The organism is Streptococcus mitis, assembly GCF_013305725.1.
GTDB classification, from domain to species: Bacteria; Bacillota; Bacilli; order Lactobacillales; family Streptococcaceae; genus Streptococcus; species Streptococcus mitis_BO.
This window is the reverse complement of record NZ_CP047883.1, coordinates 360,086-373,237: the sequence shown is the minus strand read 5'-3', so window position 1 is coordinate 373,237 and position 13,152 is coordinate 360,086. Positions and strand designations below refer to the sequence as shown.

The 13,152-nt window shown below is 41.9% G+C and carries 9 protein-coding genes; 2 read left to right on the top strand and 7 right to left on the bottom strand.

The window, feature by feature from the left end; all coding sequences use genetic code 11:
• Positions 1-102: 102 nt before the first annotated feature.
• A complete protein-coding gene (locus M594_RS01880; protein ID WP_173876730.1) occupies positions 103-210 on the top strand; it encodes a glutamine synthetase in 108 nt (35 codons plus the stop codon).
• A gap of 89 nt (positions 211-299) precedes the next feature.
• Here the strand turns inward: M594_RS01880 and glnA are convergent, their stop codons facing one another.
• The 5 genes from glnA to M594_RS01855 all read right to left on the bottom strand — a co-directional run bounded on the left by glnA (position 300) and on the right by M594_RS01855 (position 9,704).
• Positions 300-1,646: a type I glutamate--ammonia ligase gene (gene glnA, locus M594_RS01875; protein ID WP_173875821.1), complete on the bottom strand. Its 1,347-nt coding sequence runs from the start codon at positions 1,644-1,646 to the stop codon at positions 300-302.
• Positions 1,647-1,682: 36 nt separating this feature from the next.
• A complete protein-coding gene (gene glnR, locus M594_RS01870; RefSeq protein WP_000659548.1) occupies positions 1,683-2,039 on the bottom strand; it encodes a transcriptional repressor GlnR in 357 nt (118 codons plus the stop codon).
• A 76-nt stretch (positions 2,040-2,115) separates the two neighbouring features.
• Positions 2,116-2,643, bottom strand: a complete 528-nt coding sequence (locus tag M594_RS01865) for an FUSC family protein (protein WP_000119915.1) — start codon at positions 2,641-2,643, stop codon at positions 2,116-2,118.
• Positions 2,644-2,966: 323 nt separating this feature from the next.
• Positions 2,967-4,166, bottom strand: a complete 1,200-nt coding sequence (locus M594_RS01860; protein ID WP_084861906.1) for a phosphoglycerate kinase — start codon at positions 4,164-4,166, stop codon at positions 2,967-2,969.
• Between the two features lie 273 nt (positions 4,167-4,439).
• Positions 4,440-9,704 (bottom strand): endo-beta-N-acetylglucosaminidase, encoded by a 5,265-nt coding sequence (locus M594_RS01855; RefSeq protein ID WP_173875820.1) that lies wholly within the window; start codon positions 9,702-9,704, stop codon positions 4,440-4,442.
• Between the two features lie 337 nt (positions 9,705-10,041).
• Here M594_RS01855 and M594_RS01850 point away from each other — a divergent pair, with 337 nt between their 5' ends.
• Positions 10,042-11,673 carry a Na/Pi cotransporter family protein gene (locus M594_RS01850; RefSeq protein ID WP_004255933.1) on the top strand — a complete coding sequence of 544 codons (1,632 nt, stop codon included), beginning with the start codon at positions 10,042-10,044 and terminating at the stop codon, positions 11,671-11,673.
• A gap of 97 nt (positions 11,674-11,770) precedes the next feature.
• Here the strand turns inward: M594_RS01850 and M594_RS01845 are convergent, their stop codons facing one another.
• Positions 11,771-12,067 carry a bacteriocin immunity protein gene (locus M594_RS01845; RefSeq protein ID WP_173875819.1) on the bottom strand — a complete coding sequence of 99 codons (297 nt, stop codon included), beginning with the start codon at positions 12,065-12,067 and terminating at the stop codon, positions 11,771-11,773.
• Between the two features lie 19 nt (positions 12,068-12,086).
• Positions 12,087-13,151 carry a glutamyl aminopeptidase gene (pepA, locus tag M594_RS01840; RefSeq protein ID WP_033684763.1) on the bottom strand — a complete coding sequence of 355 codons (1,065 nt, stop codon included), beginning with the start codon at positions 13,149-13,151 and terminating at the stop codon, positions 12,087-12,089.
• Between the last annotated feature and the right edge of the window lies 1 nt (position 13,152).

Sequence of the window (13,152 nt, the reverse complement as noted above, 5' to 3'; positions counted from 1 at the left end):
GTATATAAAAAGGCATAAAAATACGCCTATAGATAATGGGGTTGAAATAGGTTTATTGTTGATGAGATTATAGATAATTCAATTTTTTACTTCCAATCGAATATTCAAAACCTCCACCTTTTCTGCAGTTACTCCTTGGTTTTCTTCTACACGTCTGATGATAAATCTAATTCTCAAAAGAGTCAAGAGGATTTTTTGAAAAATAAATAGCGACCGAAATCGCTATTTTAAGGGTTATAGGTATTTGATGGCTTAGACTGCTGTATGACTGTTTGCCCACAGGCAATCTTTCTTCTATATTAGTAAAGATCTAAATAGTTATCAATTTCCCATTGTGAAACGAAAGTTGCATAACTTGCCCATTCAATTCGTTTTGCTTCAAGGAAACTAGTATAGATATGTTCTCCAAGAGCTGCTCTGACAACCTCATCTTCTGTCAAAGCTTTCAAGGCGTTGTGAAGGGTTGATGGAAGATCTGTGATACCAGCTTCCTTGCGCTCTTCTGCTGTCATGATGTAGATATTTTCTTCGATAGGAGCTGGTGCTTCGATTTTATTTTCAATACCATGCAAACCAACTTCCAAAAGAACCGCCATAGCGATATACGGGTTCGCCATTGGATCCACTGAACGCAACTCAAGACGAGTTCCCATACCACGTGAAGCAGGCACGCGCACAAGTGGCGAACGGTTACGACCAGCCCAAGCAATGTAAACAGGCGCTTCATAACCTGGAACCAAACGTTTGTATGAGTTAACCGTTGGGTTCATGATGGCAGTATAGTTGTAGGCATGCTTAATCAAACCGCCAAGGAAATAGTAGGCCGTTTCTGACAACTGCATTCCTTTTGGATCACTTGGATCAAAGAAGGCATTATTTCCTTCTGCATCAAACAAGGACATATTACAGTGCATACCTGATCCAGCAATACCAAATTTTGGTTTTGCCATAAAGGTTGCATAAAGACCATGTTTGCGAGCAATGGTTTTAACAACAAGTTTAAAGATTTGAATCTTATCACAGGCACGGAGAACTTCATCGTACTTAAAGTCAATTTCATGTTGTCCAACCGCAACCTCATGGTGACTCGCTTCTACTTCAAATCCCATTTTGGTCAAGACATTGACAATCTCACGACGTGTATTGTCCGCAAGGTCAGTAGGTGCCAAATCAAAGTAGCCACCCTTGTCATTTACTTCAAGTGTTGGGTCTCCATTTTCATCTAGTTTAAATAGGAAGAATTCTGGCTCTGGCCCAAGGTTGAAAGATTTGAATCCTACTTCTTCCATATGACGAAGAGCACGTTTGAGATTGCCACGAGGGTCACCCGCAAATGGTTCACCTTCTGTTGTATAGACATCACAGATCAAACCTGCAACACTTCCATTTTCATCTCCCCAAGGGAAGACTGTCCATGTATCCAAGTCAGGGTACAAGTACATATCCGACTCATTGATACGTACAAAACCTTCAATAGAAGATCCATCAAACATAGCCTTGTTTGACAAGACTTTATCTAACTGTTCATCTGTAGCAGGAATTTCGACGTTTTTCATGGTTCCCAAAATATCTGAGAACATGAGACGGATAAAGGTAACATTTTTTTCCTTGACTTCACGACGAATATCTGCAGCTGTGATTGGCATGAGTTTTCTCCTTAATGTATGACTACTTGCGGTTGGCTAACCGCGACCAAAAGGTGATCGTACCGAAGCAAAGCGACCCTGTTGGAGGAGTTCATTGTGAAGTGCACGACGCACCTCAGTCTGACTCACCGCTTTCTTGGATTTCGCTTCACGTTCAGCATATTTTTTCTTAATGGCAGCGATATTATAACCTTCAGAGATATAATCTTTGATTTCAAGCAGACGATCCATGTCATTCAAGGAATACATGCGACGGTTCCCTTCGTTTCGATCAGGCTTAATCAACTCTTGATCTTCATAATAACGAATCTGACGCGCCGATAGATCGGTCAACTTCATAACACTGCCGATAGGAAAAACAGCCATATTTCGGCGAAATTCTTTTTCCTTCATTTACAATTTCCTTCTTTCTGTCTATTATAGTCTAAAAAAAGACAAACGTCAATTGATAATGTTATAAAATGTAACATTATTTTTCTTTTTTCTCTAAAAAGAGCCGAATACGATCAATATCGTAATTTACGAGAATTGCGACAAAAACTCCCATGAAAGTTTCTGATACACGCGCAAATACGTACAAAATTGTTTCGCCGCTCGGAATCGATAGGGTAATGATTAACATAGCTGCTACACCACCAATAACTCCTGCTTTGTTATTCATGGCTACATTTGTCATAATGGTTAACATGGTGCAGATTGGAACAACTACCAAGGTCACCCAAAAGGCTTCGTGGAAAAAGGTATTTAATAAGAAGAAGACTAGGGCATAGAGGCCACCGATACTATTTCCTAGAATACGCGAAGTCCCAAAATGGACACTCTTATCAAAACTCTCCCTCAGGCTAAAAACGGCTGTTAAAGCACCGATTTGAAGACCTTTCCAGCCAAAAAAGCCAAAAATCAAGAGAACTAGAAAAACAGCAATACCTGTTTTAAAGGTTCGCATACCAAGTTTGAACTGGGATTTATCGAATTTATATTTTTTAAAATAACTCATAATCTCAACTTTCTATTTCCATTTTATCATAAATTGGCTGATTTTATGAGCAATAGTTGAGAGGAAGCGTTTTTATTTTAAGTAAAAGAAAAGAGGAACTGTCATCCCTCTCTTCTTTGATTCATTTATGAAATCTTATTTTTCTGTCAAAGCTGCAAGTCCTGGAAGAACTTTACCTTCAAGAAGTTCCATTGATGCTCCACCACCGCGTCACAAATACCTACACTAACACAAAAAGGTGACATAGCCACCTTTTTGTTAACGTTTCAGTTTTGTTCCTTTTTCTACAAAATCAGGATTTTGTAGAGACTAACGGGCTGAAATTATTTTTCTGTAAGTGCAGCCAAACCTGGCAATACTTTACCTTCGAGAAGTTCCATTGAAGCACCTCCGCCCGTACTAATCCATGAGAATTTGTCTGCACGGCCAAGGTTAATCGCTGCGGCAGCTGAGTCACCACCACCGATGATTGATTTAACGCCTGGTTGTTTCACGATAGCGTCCATCACACCGATTGTACCAGCTTGGAAATCTGGGTTTTCAAATACACCCATAGGTCCGTTCCATACAACTGTTTTGGCACCAGTCAAAGCTTCGTCAAATTTAGCAATAGATTTTGGACCGATGTCAAGACCAAGGAAGCCTTCAGAAACTGCTTCACCTTCAGTGTCACGTACTTCAGTGTAGCCAGCAAATGCGTTAGCTTCTTTTGAGTCAACTGGCAAGATCAATTTACCGTTTGCTTTTTCAAGAAGAGCTTTCGCAACATCCAATTTGTCTTCTTCTACAAGCGAGTTACCGATTTCGATACCTTGTGCTTTGTAGAATGTGTAAGTCATACCACCACCGATAAGGACTTTATCAGCTTTTTCAAGCAAGTTTTCGATAACACCAATCTTGTCTGAAACTTTTGAACCACCAAGGATCGCTACGAATGGACGTTCTGGAGTTTCAACTGCTTCTTGGATGTAGGCAATTTCGTTTTCAAGAAGGAAACCAGCAACTGCTTTTTCAACGTTTGCTGAGATACCAACGTTAGATGCGTGTGCACGGTGAGCTGTACCGAATGCATCGTTTACGAAGATACCATCTCCAAGTGATGCCCAGTATTTACCAAGTTCAGGATCGTTTTTAGATTCTTTCTTGCCGTCAACATCTTCGTAACGAGTGTTTTCAACCAAGAGAACTTGTCCATCTTCAAGAGCGTTGATAGCTGCTTCCAATTCAGCACCACGAGTGACACCTGGAAGGAAAGCAACGTCTTGACCCAATTTAGCTGCCAAGTCAGCAGCTACAGGAGCAAGTGATTTACCAGCTTTGTCTGCTTCTTCTTTTACACGGCCAAGGTGAGAAAAGAGGATAGCACGTCCACCTTGTTCAAGGATGTACTTGATAGTTGGAAGAGCTGCAGTGATACGGTTGTCGTTGGTAATCACGCCATCTTTTACAGGTACGTTGAAGTCAACACGAACGAGAACTTTTTTCCCTTTCAATTCAACGTCTTTAACAGTCAATTTTGCCATTAGATATGACTCCTTCTTTTTTTATACGTGTTAATTATATCACAAAATCAGCAAAAGAGATAGAAAAACCCTAAACTTTTCCAGTTCTTTCTTGCAACGAAAACTAGCATTTCTGAAAATCAAAACTAGAAAAACCTTTCCAAATCACTAAGTAATACAAGAAAAACTAGTTAAGCCATCTCATTCTTCCACTGATTTTTACTAGTTAAAACGAGGTTTGACTAATCTGCAGTCAAACCTTGTTTTTAGTTGTTATGAGGAAATGCAAGAATCCTAAATCGATTCGTTTTCTCTCTTCTTTCCAGCAAGTAGGCCATAGCCACTCATCACTCCGAGGAGTCCTAGTGCTACTAGACTAGCATCTCTTGTTACTCCAGTATTTGGAAGTTCTTTACCTACTTTTTCATTTGTCGGTGTTGCTAAAAGAGCTTGACCTGTTTTTTGAGAGTCTTGCTCTTCTTTCGTTCCAACTTCAACAATTTCCGGAAGAGCTTCCTTGAGAACTTCTGTTGTACGAAGGGTGCGTTTGCCTTGAGCATCTACTTCTACAAAGCGACGAATTTGTCCTTCTTCTCCAGCTTGCACAATACGACGTTGACCTTTGAGAAGTTCTGAGCTTGAACGTTCTTGACGTTCAAAGGATACTTCAATTTCTTCAACTTCTAGTTTCGGAGTTTCTAGAACTAGGTCTTTTACTCCCTCAGCTGGTTGATTGCTTGATAGAACTTTTGTACCTACTTCGGTAATCTCTGGAACAGCTTCCTTGAGAACTTCAGTCGAACGAAGGGTACGATTGCCATGGGAATCTACTTCTACTAGATGACGAACTTGTCCTTCTTCTCCAGCTTGCACAATACGACGTTGACCTTTGAGAAGTTCTGAGTTTGGACGTTCTTGACGTTCAAAGGATACTGCAACTTTTTCAACTTCTAGTTTCGGAGTTTCTAGAACCAGGTCTTTTACTCCCTCAGCTGGTTGGTCGCTTGATAGAACTTTTGTTCCCACTTCGGTAATTTCCGGAACAGCTTCCTTGAGAATTTCTGTTGTACGAAGGATACGATTGCCTTGGGCATCTACTTCTACTAGATGACGAACTTGTCCTTCCACACCTGCTTGAACTAGCTGGCGTTGTCCTTTGAGAAGGGCTGCATTTGGTCGTTCCTGATGTTCGAAGGAAACTGTGCCCTCTTCAACTTCTAGTTTCGGAGTTTCTAAAACTAGGTCTTTTGCTCCTTCTGCTGGTTGATTACTTGATAGAACTTTTGTACCTACTTCGGTAATCTCTGGAACAGCTTCCTTAAGAATTTCTGTTGTACGAAGGATACGATTGCCTTGGCCATCTACTTCTACAAAATGACGAACTTGACCTTCTTCTCCTTTTTGGACAAGTTGACGTTGACCCTTAAGAAGATCCGAATTTGGTCTTTCTTGACGTTCAAAGGCTGTTGTTTCAGTTTCAACAACTAGTTCAGGGAGAACCTCAACTGTTGGGGCTACTTCACTTGGATCCATACTACCAACATGATGACTTTCTTCTGCAGGAGCTAGTTTCTTATTCAGCTTTTCTTTCATGTCCGCAAAAGCTTGTGGAGTTGGCATCTCTGAAGCCAACAAAGTTTCTGCTTGTTCAATCAACTCAGCTTTAGGATCTTTTTCACGGATAGATTCGAGCAAACCTTCCAATTCTTCTCTAGCTGTCTGATAACGTTGATTTCCATCCAAGTCTGTCCCTGCTTGTTTCAATTCATTCAAGGCTTTGTTGACTTCTTCTTGACTGGCATCATGGTTTTCTGCAACAGCTTTCGCTGCATTGAGTTTCTCTACTAGTACAGCTTGTTTGTCCTCACTTGAGAAGGTATAGGAAAGGGTTGACTGACGGCCTTGGGCAGCAGTGATTTCTTGTTTAAGGTATTCATCATTAACTGCAGCCTTTGGAGAAACCAAGACATCAAACTCAGCTGTGTGCCCCTTGTAATGCAGGGTCAAGGTCTGGCGTCCAGTCTTCTGAGCATCGTATCCCGTGATTTCAACACCTTCATCAGTAAAGCTGTGAGTCTCTTCTGTCTCGTCATCATAGAGAACACCAAAGCGACCTTCAGAGAGATCCAGTTGATCTCCTACTAGATAGTCTGTTTTTGGTTTCTTAGTAATATACAAGCCCGCTACTTCTTTTGTTTTTCCTTCATCCTGTCCTGTCACTTGGACTTTTAGATCACCTGACACTGGTAAACCAAGGTATTGAAGTGTTAGGTTTTGTCCCCCTTTTTGATGATCATCGTATCCAGATACCGTCACACCTGAGTGAGTAAGGTTAATCAGCTCGTCGGCTCGTCCCCCTTCGTATTGAACACGGAGTGTTCCGCCTCTGAGGTCCAGTTTTTCTCCTACTTTGTAAACCGTCTTTTTAGGTTCTTTTTCCAGGCTAACCGCAGCAATTTTTCTCTCATCCTGTGGAATCGCTACAGCCAAGGTGTTACTGATTTCTTTGCCAGGTAGTTGGGTACGATAGTAGAGGAGAGTTGGTTGCTTGTCAAAGCCCAATGGAGCTGTTGCCAAGTCACCTCCAGTTTCAGTCTTCAAGGTTGCAATTGGTGTTTGTGAATCAGCCTTGTCGTAAACGGTGATGGTTGCGCCTGCCGGAACATCAGAGAAGCCTAGTTGAATTTGGTGGTTTCCAAGCGAACGAGCAGCTACCTTAGCCATTGGAATATTTTGACTTTCTGTGTCCAAGGTTTCGTACATCTTCCAGTTGTAGATACGAATGGCCTTCCAAGGTGTTCCGTTATCAGATGTAATGACATGCAAACGCCAGTCTTGGGCGGTGATTGGTTTGTCAAGAGTGATATCCGTAACGTGTGCTTTGTTGCCGCGGACTTCCTTAGCTAGTTTCCACTCGCCATCTGTATCCTTGTAGTAAAGATCAAAGTCCTTGGTGTTCATCAAACCATCGTTAACAGACTCACCACCAGCTCCCGCATGATCCATTACCCATCTGACAACACGACGTGGTTGGGTCAAACGAATATCAACACTACCGCTCAATTGTCCTGAAGACCACTTGTCTGAAAGACTGGTAATGGTACCGTTCAACATACCTTCAATACCTTCTCCACCTTCGGTATTAGGGAAAGTGCTACCGATAACCTTTGCTCCTGGAACAATATTTTCAGCCAAAGGTCTTGGGAGAGTCGTATCCTGAACAGTCATGCCCCAGTTAAAGGATGTCGTCGCAGCTTCTGAACGAAGGCCATTTTTACCAACTGCAACAACTTTCAATTCTTGCGTCGTACCAGTCGCATTAGCAGAACGGCTAACTCTTGGCAAGTAGATGGTTGAAGCAGATGAACCTGTCAACAAACGCCAGTTATCCCCATCTTTTTCATAGACTTCATAGAAATCCGCATCTTGATTACCCGCAAACTGGACCACTGCTTCAGCTTCTTGGGCATTCTTAAGAGATTGTTTCACCACAGAAAGGCCTGTAGGCGCTTGTGGTGCTTGGTGATTGTCTGAAATTGTTAATTGACCTAGGTTAAACTGATAATCTTTCACAGCCCCTTCATGTTCGAAGAAGAGTTTGACTGCATAGATGGTTTTACCTGCTAGTGAGCTAAGGTCAATTTCTTCATTTGTCCAGTTGTCAGAAAGGGTTAGCTCTTTCCATGCATCTGCATCATCGAATTTGTAGTCTGGAGTTGTAGAGAAGGCCATATAAACTTTCGAGCCTTTTCCTCCCTTGTGGGCAACACGAAGTTTGGTTTTCTCAGTTACTTCTAACTTAGTAGAATACAAATTCACATCCTGGTCCGTCTTACCAGCTACATTACCTGAGAATTTAAGGGAATTTCCGCCATTGTAGGCATCTGTAAAATCATATTCTGCACGAAGTTTTTCCCCTGTTGAAGTCTGCCACCAGCGCCATGTTGGCAAGATACCTGAAACCGAACGGTAGTTCCACTCAGAATCCTTAGAAACCTTTCCGTCTACAAACCACTTTCTACCATGGCCTGTATTAAAGGAGGTAGTGAAGGTCCGGCCTACTGCTGGTGTGCGGTCTGCAACTAAATTAGCAATCCCATACCACTCTTTGTCCGCTGGTTTTTGAGCTGTCGGATCTCCTTGGTAACCTGTGAAGAAGATATCTTCGTTTTTATGATAATCTTCACCTGTTTTTCCTAGACTGGTAATTGTATCTGGTGCAAAGAGTCCAAGTGACAAACGTAACTTGCCTTTTTCATCTAAGAGGGCATCCCATTTAACTTTTGTCTTATAAGAACCACCTTGTTGCAATTCCAAGCCTGCAAAGACATCATATTGGCTACGTTCCAGCCATTTTGCTATTTCTACAGAGTGGTCATTCTTTTCCTTATTCCAGTTGAAATTGGCAAAGAATTGATCCGCAGGGACCTTGTCATCTTCTTTTTGCATGAACTGGTAGTTGTAATCACCTAGACCATCTTCGTGGTAACGACCATATTTATAGGTCATGGCATCGTACCAAGCATACTTGATTGGATGGTTGACTTTTGCCGCATATTCTTTTGTATAGAGCATGAATTGACGCATTTTTTCACCAAGTGGCATTACTAATTCACCCGTTGTTTCTTGGTTGATAAAATACCCATCAAAGCCATAGTACTTAGCAAGGTCGACAAGTTTTCGTGCAATAGGGAAGGTTCCATCCTCATCTTGTTTCAAAGCAGCAACAAATTTCTCTTGGTCAGCAATACTGTTGGACCAGTTGAAGAAAAGTGTTCCATAAACGGGAACTCCATTGCGGTGGCCTGCATCAATGACATCTGGGGTTGGGACTAGACCTTCCCAGAAGACCATTGAATCCAAGTATTGCCAGTAGTCAAAGGCGTAGGCCTTGAATTCTTCTCCACCAACAGAAGCGTGGTCTTTAGCCTTTGAGTTGGTATTTGCTAGCGCCTGAACCTTGGCTCTTCTACTTGCTTTTTCATTTACCAGCTGGCCTCTATGGCGCTTGGCTAGTTCAACTGAGGAACGATTGATGGGATCATCTTCACGCGCACCCGGTTCCCATTTCAACAAATCCTCCCAAGTATCAAATTTGATTTCTTTTGGTCGGAGACTCTTTTCTTCATTTTTAGGAACGTCTGCTAGACTTGGTTTATCGGCTTTATTGTCAACCACTTGAGGAGCTTCCTCAGGCTTGACTCCTTCTTTGTCAGTTGGTTGAGCAGGTTTTTCAGCTTTATCCATCGGAGCAGGCTTCGCTTCTTCTTTTTCATTAAGCAAATCAGTTATTGCTGGAGTGTTTTCTGAAATTGGTTGCTCAGCTACTTTGTTCTCTGCTTCCGATAATTGTTTTTCGATAGCTGCAGTATCTGGATTAGTTGTCTCATTAGTACTTGTCGCTTGAGCGCTCGTATTTACTGCTGTGTCAGAGACTGAGAGCTGTTCGGCGAGGACTGGACTCGCAAACAAAGCTGAACCGATCATCAAGGAACAAGCCCCGATTGACAACTTACGAATGCTGTAACGGCAACGTTTTTCATAGAATAGATCTTTCATCTTTTCCTCCTATTAAAATAAAAGTTAAAAGTAAGCGCTTTACTTTTTTGCAAAAAGTAACTGTTCTCATGACAACCATCAGAACAGGATCATCTTCATTTTATCCTATACGAAAGCGATGTCAATCTAATTAACATAAAAACTATAACTAGGATAATAATCAGTAAAATTTGGACATAATTCCATAAACCCACTCTTGGAAAGTAAATTTACTCACTATTTTTAAAGAAAGTTGCCTTTTCTTAGGAAAATTTCATCTAAACACTTGTTAGATTTACTTTTATCCTTTAAAATAGAATAGGAGAAATTCCGTTATTATTTTTCGGAGGAAAAAGAAATGTCCATTAATTGGCAGGAAATTTTATTTCACTTTTTAGGTGGTCTGGGACTATTCTTATATAGTATCAAGACCATGGGAGACGGTTTGCAACAAGCTGCTGGAGATCGCCTTCGTTTTTACATTGACAAGTACACTAGCAATCCGTTCTTCGGTGTGCTAGTTGGTATCGGTATGACGGCGCTAATTCAGTCAAGTTCTGGGGTCACAGTCATTACAGTGGGGCTAGTCAGCGCAGGACTTTTGACCTTGCGTCAAGCTATCGGTATTGTCATGGGTGCCAATATTGGAACTACCGTTACATCCTTTATCATCGGTTTTAAGCTAGGAGATTACGCCTTACCAATGCTTTTCATCGGAGCGATTTGTCTCTTCTTCACCAAGAATCGCTCTATCAATAACATCGGACGTATCATTTTTGGTGTAGGTGGTATCTTCTTCGCTCTCAATCTTATGAGCGGTGCAATGGAACCTCTAAAAGACCTGCAAGTCTTTAGAGACTATATGGTTGAACTAAGTAAGAGTCCTATTCTAGGTGTCTTTGTCGGAACTGGACTAACCCTACTCATTCAAGCTTCTTCCGCAACTATCGGTATCCTACAGAATCTTTACGCAAGTGGTTTGATTGATCTACAAGGTGCCCTACCAGTCTTGTTTGGTGATAATATCGGAACGACCATTACAGCTATTATTGCTTCTCTTGGAGCCAATATCGCTGCCAAACGTGTTGCTGGTGCCCATGTCGCCTTTAACGTGATTGGTACGGTTATCTGTATTGTCTTCCTTGTACCTTTCACTGGCTTGATTCAATGGTTTGAATCTACACTCAATCTGGCTCCAGAAATGACCATTGCCTTCGCCCACGGAACCTTTAATATCACAAATACTATTATCCAATTTCCATTCATCGGAGCCTTGGCCTACTTTGTAACCAAGCTCATCCCTGGTGAAGATGAAGTTGTCAAGTACGAGCCACTTTATCTTGATGAGCATTTGATTAAACAAGCTCCATCAATCGCTCTCGGAAATGCCAAAAAAGAACTCCTTCACTTGGGAAATTATGCTTCTAAAGCCTTTGACCTTTCATACAACTACATCATTAACCTCAATGAAAAGGTTGCTGAAAAAGGCCACAAGACAGAAGAAGCCATCAATACCATTGATGAAAAATTGACTCGTTACCTTATTACTCTTTCAAGTGAAGCTCTTAGCCAGAAAGAAAGTGAAGTGCTCACCAACATTCTTGATTCATCCCGCGATTTGGAACGAATTGGGGACCACGCAGAAGCGCTAATCAACCTGACTGACTACCTTCAACGTAAAAACGTTGAGTTCTCTGAAGCTGCTTTACAGGAATTAGCTGATATCTATCAAAAGACCACTGGCTTTATCAAAGATGCCCTTGACAGCGTGGAAAACAATGATATTGAAAAAGCTCAAAGTCTGATTGAACGCCATAAAGAAATCAACAATATGGAACGTGTTCTCAGAAAGACCCACATCAAACGCCTCAACAAGGGCGAGTGTTCAACACAAGCTGGGGTCAACTTTATCGACATCATTTCCCACTATACTCGTGTATCTGACCACGCTATGAATCTAGCTGAAAAGGTCATCGCTGAACAAATCTAAGAACCAAGAAGCTATCCTAAATAGGATGGCTTTTTTCTTTTCCTAATCTAGAATTGCTTTTCTAACATATAGAAAAATGCTTTGATTCACAATGGAATCAAAGCATTTTAAAGAGCTCCCCATACATAAGCGCAGAAGCTGCGGTTCCTCTGTACTTAGCTTCTTCTCTTTTAATAAAGCGAGCTAAGTTGAGCAACTCAGGTGCCGGATGTTTGGGATTTAGGAGCAATTCACGATTGACCAGGCCTGAGAGACGAACTGCCAGCAATTGCTCATTTGTAGAAGGCAGTTTTTTAGCAGTCTCTAGGAGAGCAGCAACTAAATCTTCACTCAAATCATGTCGAGCATGATTGTAAAGATCTTTTACAAGGATTTCTAGGTTTGGTTCTACCATCCCTACCACCTCCTTAAGTTTAATAATTTTTAATCAAGTCAACTGTTGAACGATCCAATTTCTTCACCAAGGCTTGCAAGAAAGCTTGAGCTTCTAGGAAGTCATCCATAGCGTAGAGGGTTTGATGAGAATGGATATAACGAGCGCAAACACCGATTGTTGTAGATGGGACACCACCATTTTTCAGATGAGCTGCGCCAGCGTCTGTTCCGCCTTTTCCACAGTAGTATTGGTACTTGATACCAGCTTCTTCAGCCGTTGTCAAAAGGAAATCCTTCATACCTGGGAGAAGCAGGTGACCTGGATCGTAGAAACGAATCAAGGTTCCATCCCCAATCTTGCCTTGACCACCGTAGACATCACCTGCTGGTGAGCAGTCAACTGCTAGGAAAACTTCTGGGTCAAATTTAGTTGTAGAAGTATGAGCACCACGGAGACCAACCTCTTCTTGGACGTTAGAGCCAAGATAGAGTTCATTTCCGAGTTTTTGACCTGACAGAGCTTCTGCCAATTCACTAACCATAAGAACACCGTAGCGGTTGTCCCAAGCTTTTGAGATGATATTTTTTTCATTGGCTGTCAAGATTGCAGAACTATCTGGAACAATGGTGTCGCCAGGACGGATGCCAAAGCTTTCTGCCTCAGCCTTATCCGCAAAACCACCATCAAAGACGATATCTGCAATAGCAGGCATGGTTGGTCCGCCCTTACCACGAGTCAAATGTGGCGGAACAGATCCTGAAATCACAGGAATTTCATGACCATCACGAGTCAAGAGTTTGAAACGTTGGCTGCTAACCACCATGGGGTTCCAGCCACCGATTTCTACGACACGGAAGGTACCGTCTGGCTTAATCTCGCTGACCATAAAACCAACTTCGTCCATATGAGAAGCGACCAAGACGCGCGGTGCATCTGCAGCTTCTGAATGTTTAATCCCGAAAATACCACCCAAACCATCTGTCACCACTTCATCCACGTGCGGTGTCAACTTTTCACGAAGATAAGCACGGACAGGTGCTTCATGACCTGAGACCGCAGCAAGTTCTGTTACTTCTTTGATTTTTGAAAATAATGTTGTCATT

Excerpts from the sequence above, each read along its gene's own strand:
- glnA (WP_173875821.1), bottom strand. The coding sequence starts at position 1,646 with ATGCCAATCACAGCTGCAGATATTCGTCGTGAAGTCAAGGAAAAAAAT.
- pepA (WP_033684763.1), bottom strand. The coding sequence starts at position 13,151 with ATGACAACATTATTTTCAAAAATCAAAGAAGTAACAGAACTTGCTGCG.
- glnR (WP_000659548.1), bottom strand. The coding sequence starts at position 2,039 with ATGAAGGAAAAAGAATTTCGCCGAAATATGGCTGTTTTTCCTATCGGC.
- M594_RS01845 (WP_173875819.1), bottom strand. The coding sequence starts at position 12,067 with ATGGTAGAACCAAACCTAGAAATCCTTGTAAAAGATCTTTACAATCAT.
- M594_RS01855 (WP_173875820.1), bottom strand. The coding sequence starts at position 9,704 with ATGAAAGATCTATTCTATGAAAAACGTTGCCGTTACAGCATTCGTAAG.
- M594_RS01865 (WP_000119915.1), bottom strand. The coding sequence starts at position 2,643 with ATGAGTTATTTTAAAAAATATAAATTCGATAAATCCCAGTTCAAACTT.
- M594_RS01860 (WP_084861906.1), bottom strand. The coding sequence starts at position 4,166 with ATGGCAAAATTGACTGTTAAAGACGTTGAATTGAAAGGGAAAAAAGTT.
- M594_RS01850 (WP_004255933.1), top strand. The coding sequence starts at position 10,042 with ATGTCCATTAATTGGCAGGAAATTTTATTTCACTTTTTAGGTGGTCTG.